The organism is Streptomyces sp. NPDC057682 (genome assembly GCF_042799575.1).
Classification (GTDB): Bacteria; Actinomycetota; Actinomycetes; order Streptomycetales; family Streptomycetaceae; genus Streptomyces.
Genome location: NZ_JBHVIN010000014.1, coordinates 248,808 through 269,399, shown reverse-complemented (window position 1 = coordinate 269,399; position 20,592 = coordinate 248,808). Strand labels below are relative to the sequence as shown.

The 20,592-nt window shown below is 72.6% G+C and carries 13 protein-coding genes; 9 read left to right on the top strand and 4 right to left on the bottom strand.

Annotated elements, in window-relative coordinates:
- Nucleotides 1-37: 37 nt before the first annotated feature.
- Nucleotides 38-1,900 (bottom strand): protein kinase, encoded by a 1,863-nt coding sequence (locus ACFVDM_RS25765; RefSeq protein ID WP_383644568.1) that lies wholly within the window; start codon nucleotides 1,898-1,900, stop codon nucleotides 38-40.
- Between the two features lie 298 nt (nucleotides 1,901-2,198).
- Between ACFVDM_RS25765 and ACFVDM_RS25760 the strand changes: the two genes are divergently transcribed.
- From ACFVDM_RS25760 to ACFVDM_RS25750, 3 genes are all read left to right on the top strand, one after another.
- A complete protein-coding gene (locus ACFVDM_RS25760) occupies nucleotides 2,199-4,430 on the top strand; it encodes an MMPL family transporter (protein WP_383644565.1) in 2,232 nt (743 codons plus the stop codon).
- A gap of 216 nt (nucleotides 4,431-4,646) precedes the next feature.
- A complete protein-coding gene (locus ACFVDM_RS25755; RefSeq protein ID WP_383644562.1) occupies nucleotides 4,647-4,820 on the top strand; it encodes a hypothetical protein in 174 nt (57 codons plus the stop codon).
- 57 nt (nucleotides 4,821-4,877) lie between these two features.
- Nucleotides 4,878-8,003 carry an AAA family ATPase gene (locus ACFVDM_RS25750; RefSeq protein ID WP_383644606.1) on the top strand — a complete coding sequence of 1,042 codons (3,126 nt, stop codon included), beginning with the start codon at nucleotides 4,878-4,880 and terminating at the stop codon, nucleotides 8,001-8,003.
- A gap of 28 nt (nucleotides 8,004-8,031) precedes the next feature.
- On the opposite strand, the gene ACFVDM_RS25745 is transcribed toward ACFVDM_RS25750, so the two are convergent.
- From ACFVDM_RS25745 to ACFVDM_RS25735, 3 genes are all read right to left on the bottom strand, one after another.
- Complete coding sequence (locus tag ACFVDM_RS25745) at nucleotides 8,032-8,301, bottom strand: DUF6191 domain-containing protein (protein WP_383644559.1); 270 nt, start codon at nucleotides 8,299-8,301, stop codon at nucleotides 8,032-8,034.
- Nucleotides 8,302-8,339: 38 nt separating this feature from the next.
- Nucleotides 8,340-9,620, bottom strand: coding sequence for a PQQ-dependent sugar dehydrogenase (locus tag ACFVDM_RS25740; RefSeq protein ID WP_383644556.1), 1,281 nt, complete (start codon nucleotides 9,618-9,620; stop codon nucleotides 8,340-8,342).
- 122 nt (nucleotides 9,621-9,742) lie between these two features.
- Nucleotides 9,743-10,705: an aldo/keto reductase gene (locus ACFVDM_RS25735; protein ID WP_383644603.1), complete on the bottom strand. Its 963-nt coding sequence runs from the start codon at nucleotides 10,703-10,705 to the stop codon at nucleotides 9,743-9,745.
- Nucleotides 10,706-10,816: 111 nt separating this feature from the next.
- On the opposite strand from ACFVDM_RS25735, the gene ACFVDM_RS25730 reads away from it, so the two are divergent.
- From ACFVDM_RS25730 to serA, 6 genes are all read left to right on the top strand, one after another.
- A complete protein-coding gene (locus ACFVDM_RS25730; protein ID WP_383644553.1) occupies nucleotides 10,817-11,779 on the top strand; it encodes a 2-hydroxyacid dehydrogenase in 963 nt (320 codons plus the stop codon).
- A gap of 336 nt (nucleotides 11,780-12,115) precedes the next feature.
- On the top strand, nucleotides 12,116-14,968 hold the full coding sequence (locus ACFVDM_RS25725; protein WP_383644550.1) for a putative bifunctional diguanylate cyclase/phosphodiesterase: 2,853 nt from the start codon (nucleotides 12,116-12,118) through the stop codon (nucleotides 14,966-14,968).
- A gap of 214 nt (nucleotides 14,969-15,182) precedes the next feature.
- Nucleotides 15,183-17,039, top strand: a complete 1,857-nt coding sequence (locus tag ACFVDM_RS25720) for an acetolactate synthase large subunit (RefSeq protein ID WP_383644547.1) — start codon at nucleotides 15,183-15,185, stop codon at nucleotides 17,037-17,039.
- 20 nt (nucleotides 17,040-17,059) lie between these two features.
- Nucleotides 17,060-17,587 carry an acetolactate synthase small subunit gene (ilvN, locus tag ACFVDM_RS25715; RefSeq protein WP_018553223.1) on the top strand — a complete coding sequence of 176 codons (528 nt, stop codon included), beginning with the start codon at nucleotides 17,060-17,062 and terminating at the stop codon, nucleotides 17,585-17,587.
- Nucleotides 17,588-17,701: 114 nt separating this feature from the next.
- Nucleotides 17,702-18,703, top strand: a complete 1,002-nt coding sequence (gene ilvC, locus ACFVDM_RS25710) for a ketol-acid reductoisomerase (protein ID WP_383644544.1) — start codon at nucleotides 17,702-17,704, stop codon at nucleotides 18,701-18,703.
- Between the two features lie 265 nt (nucleotides 18,704-18,968).
- Nucleotides 18,969-20,561, top strand: a complete 1,593-nt coding sequence (gene serA, locus ACFVDM_RS25705; RefSeq protein WP_383644541.1) for a phosphoglycerate dehydrogenase — start codon at nucleotides 18,969-18,971, stop codon at nucleotides 20,559-20,561.
- Nucleotides 20,562-20,592: the final 31 nt, after the last annotated feature.

Here is a 20,592-nt window from a genome sequence, read left to right as displayed (position 1 = left end):
GCGCCCGGCAGCGGCCGGGCGCACCGCCCCTCGCGCGTCACTTCTTCAGCGTCGGGGAGCCGAGGACCAGATCGCCCATGTCGCAGGAGTCGCCCGGATCGGCGTACGAGATGCTGAGCCGCAGGACGCCGGTGACGGGCACCGAGATCGGCTTCGGCTTGCCGAGCAGCACCTCACCGGTGAAACCGGGCTCGCCGTCGACCTCGATGGTGATCCGGGCGGCCTTGTTCGACGAGTTGTCGTCGACCCCGGCGACCAGGGTGAGGGTCTTCCACTCGCGGCTCAGGTTGTACTCCGCGGAGCCGCTGCACTCCTCGTCGCCGCCGTCCGGGACCAGGGCGGTGTCGTAGTACGTGCTGTTCAGGGTGCCGCTGCCGACGGCCAGGTCGGCGAACTGGCCGCTGGCGACCGGGTCCAGGGTGGTGAGCGACTTGCTGTCCACCGAGGCCGCCTCGGGCGGTGCGGTGGTGCCGTCCGAGGCCCCCGGGGAGGCCGTCGACCCGCTCTCCGGCTCTTCCGCCGACCCGTCGGCGGGCGTCGTCGTCGTGACCGTCACCGTGGGCGCCGCCTTCGCCCCCTTGCCGTCGCCCTTGTCGTCGTCACCCGTGCGCAGGGCCTGGACGCCGATCGTCACCAGGGCGGCCGCCAGGGCGAGCGAGAGCAGCGGGACGAGGACCGGCCGGCGCTTCTTCGCCGGCTTCGACGGTGCCGGTGCCGGTGCCGGTGCCGGGGCCCGGGTCACGGCGGTCGGGGTGGGAGCGGCCGGTGTCGGGACCGTCGGTTCCGGTGCGGACGGCTCCTCCGGGGCCGTTTCCGGACGGACGGTCGTGGGCGGCGCCACCCCCGGGTCGCCGGAGGCGGTGATCGGCGGGGGGAAGGCGGGCGGCTGTGCCGGGAGGCCGGCGAGGGGTGGTGCCCCGAGCGGCGGAGTGGGAACGCCCGGCGGCAGGAGCGGGGCCGGAGGGGCGTCCTGTACGGACTCCGCGCGCTGCGAGGGGCCCGTGACCGTCGTGGACACCACGGCGGACCGTACGTCCTTCACCCAGGACGACAGGCTCTCGGGGCGGCCGTCCGGCTCGGCCGCGCAGACGGAGAGGATGCGGTCCCGGCGCTCGGGCGTCGCGGCGGCCACCTGGGGGAGGGCGCGCAGCGCGGCCCGCAACTGCTCGGGGGTGCTGGGCGGGGCCTCGCCGCTGAGCAGGAAGTAGGCGATCGCGCCGAAGGCGTACCGGTCGGTGCCGGGGGTCCGCTTGCCCTCGAAGACCTCCGGGGCCGCGTAGCCGGGGGTGAACCAGACCTCGGCGGTCTGGTGGTCGGCGGTGAGCTTGCTCAGCCCGAAGTCCACGAGCGTGGCCTGGCCGTGCGCGTCGACCATGACGTTGCCGGGGGAGAGGTCGCCGTGGACGACGGTGCGGCCCGAGGGGGTCGCCCGGCCCGAGTGCAGCCAGTCCAGCACGTCCGCGAGCTGTTCGAGCGTACGGAGCACCTCGCGGCGTTCGGCGTGCGTGGTGAGCGTCCGCTCGGCGCGCCAGTCCCGCAGGTCGAGCCCGTCGACATGGTTCATGACCAGGACCAGGGCCCGTCCCGCGGCGGTGGACGCGTCCCCGGCCCCGTGGATCGGCGGCCCCTCGAAGTGCTCGCGCACGCCGACGACACCCGGCCGGTTCACAAAGCGCAGCAGCTCCGCCTGTTCCCGCCATTTGGCGCTGAGCCGCTGGAACTGCTCGATGGTGATCGTGGTCTTGGAGTCGAGCACCTTGACGACCACGGTCTCGGGGGCGCCGTCGAGCTCGATCTCCGCCCGGTACAGCACGGCCTCGCCGCCGCGGCCGATGGAGTTGAGCAGGCGGTATCTGTCCGGTGCCGGATCGGGCCCGATATGGTGCGACGCGCTGTTCAACAGACCCCCCAGGGACGGTAATTGGGAAGCTCACAAGATAGCGGGGATCACCCGCGCCCGGGAGCACCGAGGGGGCCCGCCGAGCGGCCGTCCGCCGGACACTCCCGAGGCGCCCCCGCCGCCGTACGGCGGTGCGCATATCGCTCATAGGGGGATCGAAGCCCTGTGAGTAAGCCCACGAAACGGGCAAACGATCACAGATGGCTGTCAGAGTGACGGTTCTCAGGTCATGCGTTCTCACGCGGACGGTCCTGCCCGGACCCCCGCGGGGACCACGAACCCGCAGGGAGCACGTCCCTTGGCTGCCATCGCCCGCTGGTGCGTCACGCACCGCCTCCTCGCCGTTCTCCTCTGGCTGCTCGCGCTCGGCGGGACGGCGGCCGCGGCCGGGTTCGCCGGTTCCGCCTACACCAACGACTACGAGGCGCCCGGCACCGAGTCCGGGCAGGCCTCCCAGTTGCTGAAGAGCGGCTTCACCCATCTCGGCGGGGACACGGACACGCTCGTCTGGCACACCGACGACTCCACGGTGCGGGCCACGGACGTCACCCAGAAGATGACGAGAACCCTGCACGAGATCGAACGGCTGCCGGGCGTCGGCGCGGTCGAGGGACCGTACACGGAGACCGGCGCCGGGCAGATCAGCGCCGACGGGCACACCGCCTACGCCACGATCACCTTCGACCGCGGCGCGGACGACATCCCCGTCGCCCAGGCCGAGGCCGTCGTCGACACCGCGAAGGCCGCCGCGAGCGAGCATCTGCGGGTCGAACTGGGCGGCCCGGCCACAGCACTCACCGAGGCACCGGCCGCGCACCTCAGCGAGGCCGTCGGGGTGGCCGTCGCCGCCGTGGTGCTCTTCCTCGCCTTCGGCTCGCTCGCCGCGAGCCTGCTGCCCATCGCCACCGCCCTCGTCTCGGTCGGCACCGCCTACGCGGGCATCGTGCTGCTCGGCCATCTGATGACCGTCGCCGACTTCGCGCCCATGCTGGGCATGCTCGTGGGGCTCGGCGTCGGCATCGACTACGCGCTCTTCATCGTCACCCGGCACCGCAGGGCGCTGCGGCGCGGCATGAGTGTCCCGGAGGCGGCCGAGCACGCCGTCGCCACGACCGGGCGGGCCGTCGTCTTCGCCGGGGCCACCGTCTGCATCGCGCTCCTCGGCATGCTGATCCTGCGGCTGAGCTTCCTCAACGGCGTCGCCGTCGCGGCCTCGCTCACCGTGGTGCTGACCGTGGCGGCCTCCGTCACCCTGCTGCCCGCGCTGCTCTCGCTGATCGGCATGCGGGCGCTGAGCCGGCGCGAACGGCGGCGGCTCGCCGAGCACGGCCCGCGGCCCGAGCCGCCCACCGGTTTCGCCGCCCGCTGGTCCGCCTTCGTCGAGCGCCACCCCAAGCTGCTGGGCGGCCTCGCGGCCCTCGTCATGCTGGGCCTCGCCCTGCCCACCTTCTCGCTCCACCTCGGCAGCTCCGACCAGGGCAACAACGCGAGGTCCTCGACCACCCGGCAGGCGTACGACCTGCTCGCCGACGGCTTCGGCCCCGGGGTGAACGGCCCGCTGACGATCGCCGCCCGGCTGGACGGCGCCGACGACCGGCTCGCCATGGACGCCCTGCCCGCCACGCTCCGCGCCACCGACGGGGTCGCCCGGGTGCTGCCCGTCACCTACAACTCCAGCGGCGACACCGCGTACGTCACCGTCGTCCCCGACTCCTCCCCGCAGTCCCGGGAGACCAGCGAACTCGTCGACCGGCTCCGCGCCGACGTGCTGCCGAAGGCCGCCGACAACACCTCGCTGCGCACCCATGTGGGCGGGGTCACCGCCAGCTACGACGACTTCGCCGGGATCATCATCGGCAAGCTGCCGCTCTTCGTCGGCGTCGTCATAGGGCTCGGCTGTCTGCTCCTGCTGATGGCGTTCCGCTCGGTCGGCATCCCGCTGAAGGCGGCCGTGATGAACGTGGCGGCGGTCGCCGCCTCGTTCGGCGTCGTCGTCGCGATCTTCCAGTGGGGCTGGGGCAGCGAACTGCTGGGCCTGGGCAGCGCGGGCCCCATCGAGCCCTTCCTCCCCGTGATCATGGTGTCCGTCCTCTTCGGCCTCTCCATGGACTACCAGGTCTTCCTGGTCGGCCGGATGTACGAGGAGTGGCTGGAGAGCCGGGACAACTGCCGGGCGGTCCGGGTCGGCCTCGCCGAGACCAGCCGGGTGATCAACTCGGCCGCGGTGATCATGATCTCCGTCTTCCTCGCCTTCGTGCTCAGCGGCGACCGGGTCATCGCGATGTTCGGCATCGCCCTCGCCGCCGCCGTCGCCCTGGACGCCTTCGTGCTGCGCACCCTGCTGGTGCCCGCGCTGATGCATCTGCTCGGCGGGGCGAACTGGTGGCTTCCCGGCTGGCTGGACCGCCGTCTGCCGCGCATCAGCATCGAGCCGCCGGAGACCGCGGCGATCCCGCGGCCGTCGGTCCCCGCGACCTCCGCGACCGACGGGGCGGAGGAGGCCGTACCGGCCGGGCGGGCGGCCCGCTGAGCCGCCGCCCCCGCCCGCGTACGGCACCGCGCCGCGCCGTCTAAGGCATCCGCGGGGCGGGGCGGGGCCGGACCCCGGTGGTACCCGCCGTCCTCTAAGGCGGCGGCCTTGCAGGGATGCGGAACTCGCCCGATGCGACGGGACCCCCTGGGGGACGAGAGTGGTGGCACGGCGGAAGACCCGCCGGACCACCACTCTCGTCTTCAGGGGACACGCATGTACGAGCTGGAGCTCCACAAGATCATGGCCGCCGAGCTGGTCCGCCGGGCCGCGACCGAGCGGCTGGCGCGCGAGGCCCGCCGGGCGGCGCGGAAGGCCCGCCGGTCCGCCCGCCACGAGGACGAGGGGACGGTGAGTACGGACCGCGAGCGGTTCGCCCCCGCCGCGTAGGGACCGGTCGCGATGCCCGCCGGGACGACCGGGCCCGCGGTGTCGGACCCGTGTGCGATGCTCGGCTCCGTGGAGACCAGGTCAGTCAGCCCCGTGTTCGTCGGCCGCACCGGCGAGTTCAGCACCCTCACCGAGGCGCTCGCCCGCGCCGCCGCCCCCACGGACGGCGGCGGCGGGCCGCAGGCGCTGCTCGTGGGCGGCGAGGCGGGCGTCGGCAAGACCCGGCTGGTCGAGGAGTTCCTCTCGGTGGCGGTCCGCCGCGAGGCCGCCGTCGCGGTCGGCGGCTGTGTGGAGATCGGCGCCGACGGCCTGCCGTACGCGCCCTTCTCCACCGCCCTGCGGACCCTGCACCGCACCCTGCCCGAGGAGATGGCGGCCGCCTGCGCCGGACAGGAGCGCGAGCTGGCCCGGCTCCTGCCCGAGCTCGGCGAGGCCGGCCGGGGCGCCGCCGACGAGCACGACACCGCCCGCCTCTTCGAGCTCACCGCCCGCCTGCTGGAACGGATCTCGGCCGACCGCGTCGTCGTCCTCGTCCTGGAGGACCTGCACTGGGCCGACTCCTCCACGCGGCATCTGCTCGCCTATCTCGTCCGGACGCTGCGCACCGGCCGCCTCGTCGTCGTCGGCACCTACCGCGCCGACGACATCCACCGCCGCCATCCGCTGCGCCCCCTCCTGGCCGAGCTGGACCGGCTGCGCACCGTGCGCCGGATCGAACTGCGCCGCTTCAACCGCGCCGAGGTCCGCCGCCAGCTCACCGGCATACTCGCCGACACCCCCGAGCCCGGCCTGGTGGACGAGATATTCGAGCGCTCCGACGGCAACGCTTTCTTCGTCGAGGAACTGGCCTGCGCGCTGGAGTGCGGGGACGGCGACGGGAGCGTGCTCCCCGACTCGCTGCGCGATCTGCTCCTGGTGCGTGTGGAGGCGCTCTCGGACGACGCCCAGCGCGTCGCCCGGATCGTCGCCGAGGGCGGCTCCACCGTCGAGTACGAACTGCTCGCCGCGGTCGCCGGACTCGCCGAGGACGAGCTGATCGAGGCGCTGCGCGGGGCCGTCGGCGCCAATCTGCTGCTCACCACCCCGGAGGGCAACGGCTACCGCTTCCGCCACTCCCTCGTCCGCGAGGCCGTCAGCGACGATCTGCTGCCCGGCGAGCGCTCCCGCCTCAACCGCCGGTACGCCGAGGCGCTGGAGGCCGACCCCTCCCTCGTCCGCGACGGTGAGCGGGCCACCCGGCTGGCCAGCTACTGGTACGGCGCGCACGATCCCGCCAAGGCCCTGCCCGCCGTCGTCAAGGCCTCCGTCGAGGCCCGCCACCGCAACGCGTACGCCGAACAGCTGCGGCTGCTGGAACGCGCGATGGAGCTGTGGGACGACGCCCCGGAAGAGGTGCGCGGCACCCTGCGCCCGATCGAGCACGCCGAGGTGTACCCGGCCTGCGGACCGGACGGCTGCCCCGCCCTCGGCTATCTCGACCTGATGGCCGAGGCCACGATCGCCGCCCGCTTCGGCGGCGAGCGGGAGCGGGCCCTGGCGATCTGCAAGCGGGCCCTGCGCATCCTGGAGGGCGAGGACGACGCCCTGCGCGCCGCCTGGTTCTGGGTGCAGCGCTCCCGCCTCGTCCAGGACACCACCCGCGGCGACGGCTGGGACGAACTGGCCACCGCCGAGGAGCTGGTCCGGGGACTGCCCCCGTCGGCCGTGCACGCCGACGTGCTCACCAGCGTGGCCGGCTGGGGCGCGCTGCACCGGCCCGGCCCCGACACGCTCGTCGCCACCGACCGGGCCGTGGAGTACGCCCGGCTGGTCGGCGCCGAGTCCATCGAACTGCACGCCCGGCTCACCCGGGGCTGGCTGACCGTCGACGCCGGAGCGGTCGACGAGGGCATCACCGAGATGTACGAGGTCCGCGACCGCGCCGACGAGCTGGGCATCGTCGGCATCATGGGCCGCGCCTCGATCAACCTGCCCTCCATCCTGGAGGGTACGGGCCGTTCGCTGGAGGCCGTGGCCGCCGCAGACCGGGGCATCGAGACCTGCCACAACCACGGGATCGCGGACATGGAGGCCTGGGTCCGCACCAACCAGGCGATGTCCCTCTTCTCGCTCGGCCGCTGGGACGAGGCGCTGACCACCACCGAGGCCGCCTCCCGCAAGGCGTTCTCCCGCAAGTCCCAGGGGCTCGTCGCCAGCCGCCGCACCGAAGTGGCCCTGGCCCGAGGGGACCTGGCGGAGGCCGAGCACCAACTGGCCCTGGCCCGCCGCTGCTTCGGCACCAGCGACCCCCAGCCCCAGCACTTCCTCAACCTGGCCCGGCACGCCCTCGTCCTCGCCGCCCAGCAGGGCGGTCTGCCCGAGGCCCGCGGCATCTTCGAGGCACAGGCCGCGGAGGGCTTCCCGCCCGGCACCCAGCGGTACGCCTTCCCGATGCTGCACGCCGTCGCGGCGGCCGAGGCCGACGCCCGCGGCCTGCCCGCCACCGAACCGGGCCGGCCCGCCGTCCTCGCCCTCGTCCGCTCCCACCTCAAGCGGCTGCCGGTCTTCGTCCCCGTCTGGGCCGCCTACGCGACGCTGATCGAGGCCGAGCTGGCCCGTGCCGAGGGCGTCGACACCCCGGACCACTGGTCGGACGCCGCCCGCTCCTTCGCCCCGCTGAGCCGCCCGTACGAGACGGCGCAGATCCACCACCGCTGGGCCGAGGCCCTGCTGATCGCCGCCGGTGACCGGGGCGCTGCCACGACCCTGCTGCGCGAGGCCCACGCCGCGGCCCGCCGGCTCGGGGCGCGCCCCCTCGCCGAGTCCGTCGAGCTGCTGGCCGGCCGGGCCCGGATCGCCCTCGGCGAGGCGGCCACCGCCCCCGACGAGGAGGTCCCGGACGCGGTGACAGTTCCGGAGCGGGGCGAGGAACAGGAGGGCCCGGACCACGAGGAGCAGCTGAGGGCCGCGGCGGCCGCCGCCGTGGAGTCCTTCGGGCTGACCCCGCGCGAGCAGGACGTCCACCGGCTGGTGGCGGCGGGGCACACCAACCGCAGGATCGCCGAGGAGCTCTACATCTCGCCCAAGACGGCGAGCGTGCACGTCTCCAACATCCTCGCCAAGCTCGGCGTCAACGGCCGGGGCGAGGCGGCCGCCCTGGCCCACCGGCTGCGGCTGTACCGCACGCCGAGGGAGGACGCGTAACGGGACGGGGGAGTCCGGCGGGGCGCGCTCAGGCGCCGTCCCCGTCCGCGCCGCCCGCGTCACCGTCCCCGTCGGCGTGGCCGCCGTCGCCGTTTCCGTCCCCGCCGTCGTCCGGCTCCGCCGGGTCGCCGTCGTCCTCGTCGCGGCGGCGCACCACGACCTTGCCCGAGGACAGATCGATCGGACCGCGCGCGGGATCGCCGACGCCGAGATCCACCCGGCTCAGCTCCAGGCGCCTGCGCTCGTCGTTGGTGTGCCTGCGGCCGGGTGCGAAGAGTTCCTCGAAGAAGTTGAACACGGTGTGCGCACCCTTCCGCCTGCTGTCGTCGGCCCCGGCTACCGCACCTCGGCCACCAGGATCCTGTCGTCCCCCGGCTTCGGGGTGCCGCGCCCGTCCGTCTCGCTGGTCACCAGCCAGAGCCGGTCACCACCGGCGGCGAGCACCGTGCGCAGCCGCCCGTACGTCCCCTTCAGGAACGCCTGGGGGGCCGCCAGTGGTTCCTGGTCCGTGCCGGACAGCGGAATCCGCCACAGACGCTCACCACGCAGCCCGGCCATCCAGACCGAACCCCTGACGTAGGCGATGCCGCTCGGCGACGCCTCGGACGTCTTCCACTGTGCCACGGGATCGAGGAAACCCGCCTTGCCGGCCTTGCCCTCCGCCTCGGGCCAGCCGTAGTTGCCGCCCGGCACGATGAGGTTCAGCTCGTCCCAGGTGTCCTGGCCGAACTCCGAGGCCCACAGCCGTTTGCGGCCGTCCCAGGCGAGCCCCTGCACATTGCGGTGACCGGGCGAATACACCACGGAGTCGGCGCGCGGATTGCCGTGCAGCGGCTCGCCGTCCGGGGTCATCCGCAGGATCTTGCCCGCCAGCGAGTCCTCGTCCTGGGCCAGCCCTTTGTCACCGGTCTCGCCGGTGCCCGCGTACAGCGCGCGGTCCGGGCCGAAGGCGATCCGTCCGCCGTTGTGGACCGCCCCCTTGGGGATGCCCCGCAGGATGGTGTCCGGGGCACCCAGCAGCTGGCCCGGGTTCGTGCCCTTCTCGTCGTACAGCATCCGGGCGATGCGGTTGTCCGACGCGGTGGTGAAGTACGCGTAGACGAGATGGTCCGTGCCGTAGTCGGGCGAGACGGCGAGCCCGAGCAGGCCGCCCTCGCCGCCGGCGGCGACCCCCGGAACCGTGCCCAGCAGGGTCTTCTTCCCGGTCCTGCCGTCGATCCGGGTGATCGTCCCCTTGTCGCGGGAGCCCACCAGCAGATCGCCGTCCGGCAGCTCCGCCAGCCCCCAGGGGGAGTCGAGCCCCCGGGCGAGCGTGGAGACCACCTTCACCGAGCCCTTCGCGGGCGGACCCGAGGGCGAGGGGGAGGGGGAGGGCGACGCCGGCGGGGAGGAGGCCGGACGGGACCCGGACGCGGCCGGGGAGCTCGCACCCTGCCCGGCCGAACTCTCCGCCCCCTCCTGCGAGGAGCACCCCGCGGCGAGGATCAGCGCACCGGCCGCCAGCGCGGCCGCCGCGCCGCGCCGCGTCCGCCGCCGGGACGGTCGACGCCCCGCCGGTTCCCGTCCGGATTCCCGCACCGCACCACGCACCACACCGATCCCTTCGACGGCCGCCATCCCCCTGTTCTTACACCGCCACCGCGCCCGGAGTTCCCCGAACGGCACCGACGGGTCAGGGATCCGGCCCACGGATCGGTTCCGCCCCGCCGCTCCCCGGGGTCCCGCCCGCCCCGACGCCCTCAGTCCCGCGCGTCCCACGACTCCCGCGCGGCCGGCAGCCGGTCGATCTCGTCGAGGTCGCGGGCCGTCAGCTCCAGACCGGCCGCGCCCGCGTTCTCCACCGCCCACCGCTCCTGCTTGGTCCCGGGCACCGGGACCACCTGGGGCCCCTGCCGCAGCACCCAGGCCAGCGCCACCTGGGCCGGGGTGGCCCCGTGCCGTTCGGCGACCCGGCGCAGCCCCACCAGCAGCGGCTGGTTCGCCGCCATCATCTCGGCGGTGAACCGGGGGTGCCTGGCCCGCAGATCGTCCGGCTCGAAGCCCTGACCGGGCGTCAGCGTCCCCGTCAGATAGCCGCTGCCCAGCGGCATCGCCGCCAGCACCCCGACCCCGCGCGCCGCGCACCACGGCACCAGCGCGTCCAGCGCCTGCCGCGACCAGACCGACAGCTCCGCCTGCACCGCGCTCACCGGGAACACCTGCTGCACCCGCTCCAGCTGCCGGATCGTTCCCTCGTGCGGCCGGGCACCCCGGCGTGCCCGCCCGGCACCGACCGCGCACAGTCCGAGGGCCCGCACCTTGCCCGCAGTCACCAGCTCCGCCATCGCGCCCCACGTCTCCTCGACGGGCACCTCCGGATCGGCGCGGTGGAGCTGGTAGAGGTCGATCACATCCGTCTGCAGCCGGCGCAGCGAGGCGTCGCAGGCCCGGCGCACGTATCCGGGGCGGCCGTTGGCCACGATGTGCTGATCGCCCACCAGGAGACCGCACTTGGTGGAGAGGAACGCCCGGTCCCGGCGTCCCCTCAGCGCCCGCCCGACCAGCAGCTCATTGGTGAACGGCCCGTACATGTCGGCGGTGTCGAGCAGATCGCTCCCCGCGTCCAGCGCCGCGTGGACCGCCCGCAGCGCGTCGTCCCCACGCTGCCGCGACGCGCTGTACGCCCAGCTCATCGGCATGCAGCCGAGACCGACCGCGCCCACGGCGAGCGCCGCCGCGCCCAGACTCCTGCGCTCCAACTCCCCGAACCCTCCCTCGTACCGCTCCCCAAACTAACCTCTGCCTCCCCACGGGGTTCGCATAGCCTCCTGACCATGACTTCCACCACGCACTCCGCGCCCGCCCCCGAGGTCTGGATGCCCTTCGAGGCGGACGGGATCGACGGACTTCCCGAGGGCCTCACCTACCGCTTCTGGGACGGCGGACCCGACTACCCGGCCGACCCCGCCGACTGCGCGTACTACGTCGTCCCCTACATGAAGGGCTCCGCCGTCGCGGTCCGTCCGCTCGCCGAGATGACCCGCGTCCAGGTCGTCCAGACGCTCTCCGCCGGCATCGACCACGTGGAGCCCGGCCTCGGCCTGCTGCCCCCCGGGGTCCGGCTCTGCAACGCCAAGGGGGTCCACGAGGCCTCCACCGCCGAACTCACCCTCGCGCTGGTCCTCGCCTCGCTGCGCGGCTTCCCCGGCTTCGTGCACGGCCAGGACAAGGAGGAGTGGCGCTCCGGCTTCTACCCGGCGCTCGCCGACAAGTCCGTGCTGATCGTGGGGTACGGCTCGATCGGCTCCGCCATCGAGGACCGGCTCGTGCCGTTCGAGTGCGCGCGGGTGGCGCGCGTCGCGCGCTCCGCACGGACAACCGCACGCGGCCCCGTACACACGCTCGACGATCTGCCCGCCCTGCTGCCCGAGGCCGACATCGTCATCCTGTCCACCCCGCTGAACCCCTCGACACAGGGGCTGGTCGGCGCGGACTTCCTCGCCGCGATGCGCGACGGGGCGCTCCTGGTGAACGTGGCGCGCGGCGGAGTCGTCGACACCAAGGCCCTGCTGTCCGAACTCGATTCCGGACGGTTGCACGCCGCCCTCGACGTCACCGACCCGGAACCGCTCCCTTCCGGCCATCCCCTCTGGCATGCTCCGAACGTCCTGATCACTCCGCACGTCGGCGGCAGCACCTCGGCGTTCCGGCCGCGGGCCAAGCGGCTGCTCGCCGGACAGTTCGGCCGCTTCGCCGCGGGCGAGCCGCTCCACAACGTCGTCCGCACCACCGGCTGACCACGCAGCGAGCAGGATCCACTCCGCTCCGTGCCGACAACCGCGCAGGTCGTCACGGAGAGTAGAGGAACTATGTCCCTGTGTGACGAGTCTGGTGTATCGTCCCGAACGGGGGGCTGCGCCGTGGCAGGGGCGGCGCCGGGGAGGAAGCCGTACGCGAGGGGGGCGATGGGCGATGGACGACCGATGGGCGAACGATCCGGCGCGCGACGGACGGCGACGGCCCGAGGCGTCCCGGCACCGGGGGCATGCGGCGCCGGGCCGTTTCCGGACACTCCCGCCCGTCTCGCGGCCTGCGGCGGGACCTTCCGGACACGGCCCGGCGGGGTCATCCCGGTGAGCGCGCCGGCGGGCACGCGCACCGCGGTCCTGGCGCCCCGCCGCACCGCCGGCCGGACCCCCGCACTGGTCCCGCAGCTCGTCCTCGGCCTCGTCTGCACGGGGTACGCGGTGGGGGCGTCGGTCGGCTGGGGATCGGCCCGACTGGCCCTCTTCATGGGCGACTTCGGCCTCAGCGCCGCCGCGCTCGCCGCCGCCGTCTCCTGCTTCCTCTTCGCCCGCTCCGCCGACCTGCGCTTCCGCCCGGCCTGGCTGCTGTTCTCGCTCTCCTCGCTGATGGCCGCCGGCGGCAACGCCGTCTGGGGGTGGTACGAGTGCGTGCGCGGGATCCGCGTGCCCAGCCCCTCGGTCGCCGACCTCTTCTTCCTCTGCTTCGCCCCGCCCGCCATCGTGGGCCTGCTGGTCCTCGCCAAACGCCCCGTCACCCGGGCCGGATGGGTCTGCCTGGTGCTCGACGCCTGGCTGATCGGCGGCTCGCTCCTCACGCTCTCCTGGAGCCTGGCCCTCGCCCACACCGCGCACCTGGCGGACGCCGAGGGCGTCAGCGTGACCCGGGCGGCGCTCTCGCTCGCCTATCCGCTGCTCGACATCGTCCTCGTCTCCATGGTGCTCGCCCTGCACTTCCGGCGCGCCAACGTCAACCGCGCCGCGGTCAACACCGCCATCGCCGCGCTCGCCCTCACCGTCCTGTGCGACGCGCTGTTCACCTCACCGCTGCTCCGCCAGACCTACCACTCCGGCCAGTTGCTCGACGCGGGCTGGTTCGCCGGATCGCTGCTCCTCGCGTACGCCCCCTGGGGCGCCGGCCGGGACGCGCGGGCCGCCGGGGAGGACGCGGCGGGCGCGGCCCCCCGGACCACCACGACGCCCAGCCGCCCGATCGCCGGTTCGCTGGCCGCGCTGACGCCGTATCTGGCGGCGGCCGTCTGCACCCTGGGCATCCTCTACAACGTCATCGAGGGCCGCCGGGTGGACCGCGTGGTGGTCCTCACCGGCTGCACGGTGGTCCTCGCCCTGGTCGTCCGGCAGGGCATCATGCTCGTCGACAACATCGCCCTCACCCAGGAACTGGCCCAGAAGGAGAACCACTTCCGCTCCCTGGTGCAGGGCTCCAGCGACGTCATCATGATCGCCGCCCCGACCGGTGTCCTGCGCTACGTCAGCCCCGCCGCCGCCGGTGTGTACGGCCGGGAGGCGGACGAGCTGGTCGGCGCCGAACTGGCCTCGATCATCCACCCCGAGGACCTGGGCCGGGTGGTCCACGAAGTGCGCCGGTTCCTCGCCGCCCCGCCCGGCGACGAACCCACCACGCGCATCGAATGCCGCTTCCGCTCCGGCAGCGGCGACTGGCTGAACGTCGAGTCCACCGTCAACCGCCACCAGGGCGGGCTGATCCTCAACAGCCGCGACGTCACCGAACGGGTGCGCCTCCAGGCCCAGTTGCAGCACAACGCCGAGCACGACCCGCTCACCGACCTGCCCAACCGGGCGCTGTTCACCTCCCGGGTCCGCAAGGCGCTCGGCGGCCGCCGCTCCGGCGACGCGGGCACGGCGGTCCTCTTCATCGACCTGGACGGCTTCAAGGCCGCCAACGACCGGCTCGGCCACCAGGCCGGCGACGAGCTGCTGATCCAGGCCGCCCGCCGGCTACAGGACTCCATCCGGGCCGGCGACACCGCGGCCCGGCTCGGCGGCGACGAGTTCGCCGCCCTCATCGTCGGCGACGGCGCACGCGACCAGGCCGCCCGCGAGTTCCAGGTCCACGAGATCGCCGACCGGCTGCGCGTCACCCTCTCCGAGCCCTACCGCATCGGCGCCGGCGAGGCCCGCGTCACCGCCTCCATCGGCGTCGCCTTCGCCGAGCCCGGGAGCACCCCCACCGACCTCATGCGCAACGCCGACCTCGCGATGTACCGCGCCAAGGCCGGCGGCAAGGACCGCGTGGAGCTGTACGCCCCGCAGATGCAGGCCGAGGTGGCCCGCCGCTCCGAACTGGCGGCCCGGCTGCGCAGCGCCCTGCGCGACGGGGAGTTCGCCCTGCTGCACCAGCCCGTGGTGCATCTGGCCAGCGGGACGGTCGCCGCCGTCGCCGCCCAGGCCCGCTGGCGCTCCGCCCAGGGCATCCTGTTCACCCCCGCCGAGTTCCTCCGGGTGGCCGAGGACAGCGAGCGCACCGCGGAGCTGGGCCGCTGGCTGCTGGAGGAGGCCGTGGAGCAGGCCGCCGACCGGGCCAGGGCCGGGCACCAGGTCGCGGTCGCCGTCCGCCTTCCGGCCCGCAGGCTCCTCGACAAGGGGATCCCCTTCGGCTCCGTGGAGGCGCTGCTGACGCGCTACGGGCTGCCCTCCGGGGCGCTGATGATCGAGGTCGCCGACAGCGACCCCCGGGTCCCCTTCGAGGAGCTGGAGCAGCGCCTGGCCGCCCTGCGCAGACTCGGCGTACGGATCGCGCTCGACGGCTTCGGCAGCGGCTACGCGGCGATCAACGCACTGCGCCGGCTCCCCATCGACGTACTGAAACTGGACCGGGGCCTGGTCGAGGGCGTCGTGGAGTCCGCCCGGCTCCACAAGATCACCAGCGGGCTGCTGAGGATCGCCTGCGACCTCGGCATGCAGTCCGTGGCCGACGGCGTCGACGTACCGGAGCAGGTCCTCGCGCTGCGCGCCATGGGGTGCACGCACGGCCAGGGCATGGCGTTCTCCGGACCGCTCGACGAGTACCGGCTGCGCCGCGCACTGGTCCGGGGAGAGTTCCCGGTGCCCGGCGGGAAGATGGTCCGGCCGGTGCTGGCGGGGGGTTCGGTGCCCCTCCTGACGGGTTCACATGCTGAGACGCCCGTCCCACCCACTTGACACGTCGAGTGCGTCGGAGAGAGGGTCAATGCCATGCGCACCCGAATTCTCGTACTTGGACAGCGCGTCGGCTGAAGCGGAGTCCCTCGATGGCTCCGCCACCCGCACCGACGCGCTCCCCTCGCTTGCCTCACGGCACGAGGGGTTTTTTGTTGCACTGGCACCACGCAAAACGTCGTAAAACACTCGCGAAAACCTCAGCTTCGAGAAGAGAATGCCGATGACCGAGCAGGCCACCGGGGCCCACCATCCCCAGCCGCGGGCCCGTAACGGCGGATCGTCCTCCGCCACCGTTGAGCACGTCACGGGTGCGCAGTCCCTCATCCGCTCCCTCGAGGAGGTGGGGGCCGACACGGTATTCGGCATTCCCGGCGGCGCCATCCTTCCGGCGTACGACCCGATGATGGACTCCCGGCGCGTCCGTCACGTTCTCGTCCGCCACGAGCAGGGCGCGGGCCACGCGGCCACCGGCTACGCCCAGGCCACCGGCAAGGTCGGCGTCTGCATGGCCACCAGCGGCCCCGGCGCCACCAACCTGGTCACCCCGATCGCCGACGCGTACCTGGACTCGGTGCCGATCGTCGCGATCACCGGCCAGGTCGCCTCCGCCGCCATCGGTACGGACGCCTTCCAGGAGGCGGACATCTGCGGCATCACGATGCCGGTCACCAAGCACAACTTCCTGGTCACCAAGGCCGAGGACATCCCGCACACGATCGCCGAGGCCTTCCACATCGCCGCCTCCGGCCGTCCGGGACCGGTCCTGGTCGACATCGCCAAGGACGCCCTCCAGGCGCAGACCACCTTCAGTTGGCCGCCGGTGATGGACCTGCCGGGCTACCGCCCGGTCACCAAGCCGCACGCCAAGCAGATCCGTGAGGCCGCCAAGCTCATCACCCAGGCCAAGCGCCCGGTGCTGTACGTGGGCGGCGGCGTCATGAAGGCCGGGGCCACCGCCGAACTCAAGGTGCTGGCCGAGCTGACCGGAGCGCCCGTCACCACCACGCTGATGGCGCTCGGCTCCTTCCCCGACAGCCACCCGCTGCACGTGGGAATGCCCGGTATGCACGGTTCGGTCACCGCCGTCACCGCGCTGCAGAAGGCCGATCTGATCGTCGCCCTCGGGGCCCGCTTCGACGACCGCGTCACCGGCAAGCTGGACAGCTTCGCCCCGTACGCCAAGGTCGTCCACGCCGACATCGACCCCGCCGAGATCGGCAAGAACCGCGAGGCCGACGTCCCGATCGTCGGTGACGCCCGCGAGGTCATCGCCGATCTGGTCCAGGCCGTCCAGGCCGAGCACACCGAGGGCAACACCGGTGACTATGCCGCCTGGTGGAAGGACCTCAACCGCTGGCGCGAGACCTACCCGCTCGGTTACGACCTGCCGGAGGACGGCAGCCTCTCGCCGCAGCAGGTCATCAAGCGCATCGGTGAACTCGCCCCGCCGGACACGATCTTCGCCGCGGGCGTCGGCCAGCACCAGATGTGGGCCTCGCACTTCATCCAGTATGAGCAGCCCGCCACCTGGCTGAACTCCGGCGGCGCCGGGACGATGGGCTACGCGGTCCCGGCCGCGATGGGGGCCAAGGCCGGCATGCCCGATCGCCCGGTCTGGGCGATCGACGGCGACGGCTGCTTCCAGATGACAAATCAGGAGCTCACCACCTGCGCGCTCAACAACATCCCGATCAAGGTCGCCGTCATCAACAACGGTGCCCTCGGGATGGTCCGCCAGTGGCAGACGCTCTTCTACAACCAGCGGTACTCCAACACCGTGCTGCACTCCGGCGCCGACACCGACGGCAACGCGGCGAAGGGCACCCGGGTCCCGGACTTCGTCAAGCTGTCCGAGGCCATGGGCTGCCACGCGATCCGCTGCGAGGACCCGGCCGACCTGGACAAGGTCATCGCCGAGGCCAACGCGATCAACGACCGCCCGGTCGTCATCGACTTCATCGTCCACGAGGACGCCATGGTGTGGCCGATGGTCGCCGCCGGCACCTCCAACGACGAGGTCATGGCCGCGCGGGGCGTCCGCCCCGACTTCGGCGACAACGAAGACGACTGAGACAGAGAGAGACCGACTCCATGTCCACCAAGCACACGCTCTCCGTCCTGGTCGAGAACAAGCCCGGTGTCCTCGCCCGGATCACCGCCCTGTTCTCCCGCCGCGGCTTCAACATCGACTCGCTCGCGGTCGGTACCACCGAACACCCCGACATCTCCCGCATCACCATCGTCGTGAATGTCGAGGACCTGCCCCTGGAGCAGGTGACCAAGCAGCTCAACAAGCTGGTCAACGTCCTGAAGATCGTCGAACTGGAGCCCTCCGCTGCGATCCAGCGGGAGCTCGTCCTGGTGAAGGTCCGCGCCGACAACGAGACCCGCTCCCAGATCGTCGAGATCGTCCAGCTGTTCCGGGCCAAGACCGTGGACGTCTCCCCGGAGGCCGTCACGATCGAGGCGACCGGCGGCGCCGACAAACTGGAGGCGATGCTCAAGATGCTGGAGCAGTACGGCATCAAGGAGCTCGTCCAGTCCGGCACCATTGCCATAGGGCGCGGCGCGCGCTCGATCACCGACCGGTCCCTGCGCGCCCTCGACCGCACGGCGTAACCCCCCCGGGGACTCGCCGACCCGCCGCCGCTCGTATGGCGAGACCCGAAAACGTATCTGACGCACCCCGCCGTACGGTGGGACGCAACACCTGCACACCAAGGAGAAGACCCAGTGGCCGAGCTGTTCTACGACGACGATGCCGACCTGTCCATCATCCAGGGCCGCAAGGTCGCGGTCCTCGGCTACGGCAGCCAGGGCCACGCCCACGCGCTGTCGCTGCGTGACTCGGGTGTCGACGTCCGTGTCGGTCTGCACGAGGGCTCCAAGTCCAAGGCCAAGGCCGAGGAGCAGGGCCTGCGCGTGGTGACCCCGTCCGAGGCCGCCGCCGAGGCCGACGTCATCATGATCCTGGTCCCGGACCCGATCCAGGCCCAGGTCTACGAGGAGTCCGTCAAGGACAACCTCAAGGACGGCGACGCGCTGTTCTTCGGCCACGGCCTGAACATCCGCTTCGGCTTCATCAAGCCGCCGGCCAACGTCGACGTCTGCATGGTCGCCCCCAAGGGCCCGGGTCACCTGGTCCGCCGCCAGTACGAGGAGGGCCGCGGCGTTCCGTGCATCGTGGCCGTCGAGCAGGACGCCACGGGCAAGGGCCTGGAGCTGGCGCTCTCGTACGCCAAGGGCATCGGCGGCACCCGCGCCGGCGTCATCAAGACGACCTTCACCGAGGAGACCGAGACCGACCTCTTCGGCGAGCAGGCCGTCCTCTGCGGTGGCACCGCCGCTCTGGTCAAGGCCGGTTTCGAGACCCTGACCGAGGCCGGCTACCAGCCGGAGATCGCGTACTTCGAGTGCCTGCACGAGCTGAAGCTCATCGTGGACCTCATGTACGAGGGCGGCCTGGAGAAGATGCGCTGGTCGATCTCCGAGACCGCCGAGTGGGGCGACTACGTCACCGGTCCGCGGATCATCACGGACGCCACCAAGGCCGAGATGAAGAAGGTTCTCGCCGAGATCCAGGACGGCACCTTCGCCAAGACCTGGATGGCCGAGTACCACAACGGTCTGCCCAAGTACAACGAGTACAAGAAGGCCGACAGCGACCACCTCCTGGAGACCACGGGCCGTGAGCTGCGCAAGCTCATGAGCTGGGTCAACGACGAGGACGCGTAGTACACCGGCCCCGGGGGCGGACCACGGTCCGCCCCCGGGGCCGTTTCCACCGCTGGAAGAGGCGGCGTCGTACGTGTGTACAAGTCGTCCAGCCTCGTGTGGGTGATCCTTCCAACGGGGCGCAGTACGCGTCCTCCCGCATGACTACACTTCTCCACACATACACGCGTCAGGCCCACAGTGTCGTGCGTCTTCCACGCGGCAAGCCCCTCCACCGCCTGCGGCCGTCGGGACGGCCGTCCGCACTGGATCTGTGAGGACTCACGTGAGCTCGAAACCTGTCGTACTCATCGCTGAAGAGCTGTCGCCCGCCACGGTGGACGCCCTGGGACCGGACTTCGAGATCCGGCACTGCAACGGCGCGGACCGCGCCGAGTTGCTCCCCGCCATCGCCGACGTCGACGCCATCCTGGTGCGCTCCGCCACCAAGGTCGACGCCGAGGCGATCGCCGCCGCGAAGAAGCTCCGGGTCGTCGCCCGCGCCGGCGTCGGTCTGGACAACGTGGACGTCTCCGCCGCCACCAAGGCCGGCGTGATGGTCGTGAACGCCCCGACCTCCAACATCGTCACCGCCGCCGAGCTGGCCTGCGGTCTCCTCGTCGCCACCGCGCGCAACATCCCGCAGGCCAACACCGCCCTGAAGAACGGCGAGTGGAAGCGCTCCAAGTACACCGGCGTCGAGCTGAGCGAGAAGACCCTCGGTGTCGTCGGCCTCGGCCGCATCGGCGTCCTGGTCGCCCAGCGGATGTCGGCCTTCGGCATGAAGATCGTCGCGTACGACCCCTACGTCCAGCCGGCCCGCGCCGCGCAGATGGGCGTCAAGCTCCTCTCGCTGGACGAGCTGCTGGAGGTCTCCGACTTCATCACCGTGCACCTCCCGAAGACCCCGGAGACGCTGGGTCTGATCGGTGACGAGGCGCTGCACAAGGTGAAGCCCTCGGTGCGCATCGTCAACGCCGCGCGCGGCGGCATCGTCGACGAGGAGGCGCTGGCCTCCGCCCTCAAGGAGGGCCGCGTCGCCGGCGCCGGTCTCGACGTGTACGCCAAGGAGCCCTGCACGGACTCCCCGCTGTTCCAGTTCGACCAGGTCGTCTGCACCCCGCACCTGGGCGCCTCCACCGACGAGGCCCAGGAGAAGGCGGGCATCGCCGTCGCCAAGTCCGTCCGTCTGGCGCTCGCCGGTGAGCTGGTCCCGGACGCGGTCAACGTCCAGGGCGGCGTCATCGCCGAGGACGTGCGCCCGGGTCTGCCGCTCGCCGAGAAGCTGGGCCGGATCTTCACCGCCCTGGCCGGCGAGGTGGCCGCCCGCCTCGACGTCGAGGTCTACGGCGAGATCACCCAGCACGACGTCAAGGTGCTCGAACTCTCCGCGCTCAAGGGCGTGTTCGAGGACGTCGTCGACGAGACGGTGTCCTACGTCAACGCCCCGCTGTTCGCGCAGGAGCGCGGTGTCGAGGTCCGCCTCACCACCAGCTCCGAGTCGCCCGACCACCGCAACGTGGTCACCGTCCGGGGCACCCTGGCCGGCGGCGAGGAGGTCGCGGTCTCCGGCACCCTGGCCGGCCCCAAGCACCTCCAGAAGATCGTCGCCATCGGCGACCGCGATGTGGACCTGGCGCTCGCCGACCACATGGTCGTGCTGCGCTACGACGACCGCCCCGGCGTCGTCGGCGTGGTCGGCAAGGTCCTCGGCGAGGCCGGTCTGAACATCGCGGGCATGCAGGTCTCCCGCGCCGCCGCGGGCGGCGAGGCGCTGGTCGTCCTCACCGTCGACGACACCGTCCCGGCGTCGGTGCTGGCCGAGATCGCCTCGGAGATCGGCGCGGCCTCGGCCCGCTCGGTCGACCTCACCGACTGACCCTCACCGCCCGGCCTTCCGCGCGGACCCG

What these genes read in the sequence shown, in the direction of transcription:
- ACFVDM_RS25740 (WP_383644556.1), bottom strand. Translation starts at nt 9,620, where the DNA reads ATGGCGGCCGTCGAAGGGATCGGTGTGGTGCGTGGTGCGGTGCGGGAA.
- ACFVDM_RS25750 (WP_383644606.1), top strand. Translation starts at nt 4,878, where the DNA reads ATGCTCGGCTCCGTGGAGACCAGGTCAGTCAGCCCCGTGTTCGTCGGC.
- ACFVDM_RS25720 (WP_383644547.1), top strand. Translation starts at nt 15,183, where the DNA reads ATGCCGATGACCGAGCAGGCCACCGGGGCCCACCATCCCCAGCCGCGG.
- ACFVDM_RS25730 (WP_383644553.1), top strand. Translation starts at nt 10,817, where the DNA reads ATGACTTCCACCACGCACTCCGCGCCCGCCCCCGAGGTCTGGATGCCC.
- ACFVDM_RS25755 (WP_383644562.1), top strand. Translation starts at nt 4,647, where the DNA reads ATGTACGAGCTGGAGCTCCACAAGATCATGGCCGCCGAGCTGGTCCGC.
- ilvN (WP_018553223.1), top strand. Translation starts at nt 17,060, where the DNA reads ATGTCCACCAAGCACACGCTCTCCGTCCTGGTCGAGAACAAGCCCGGT.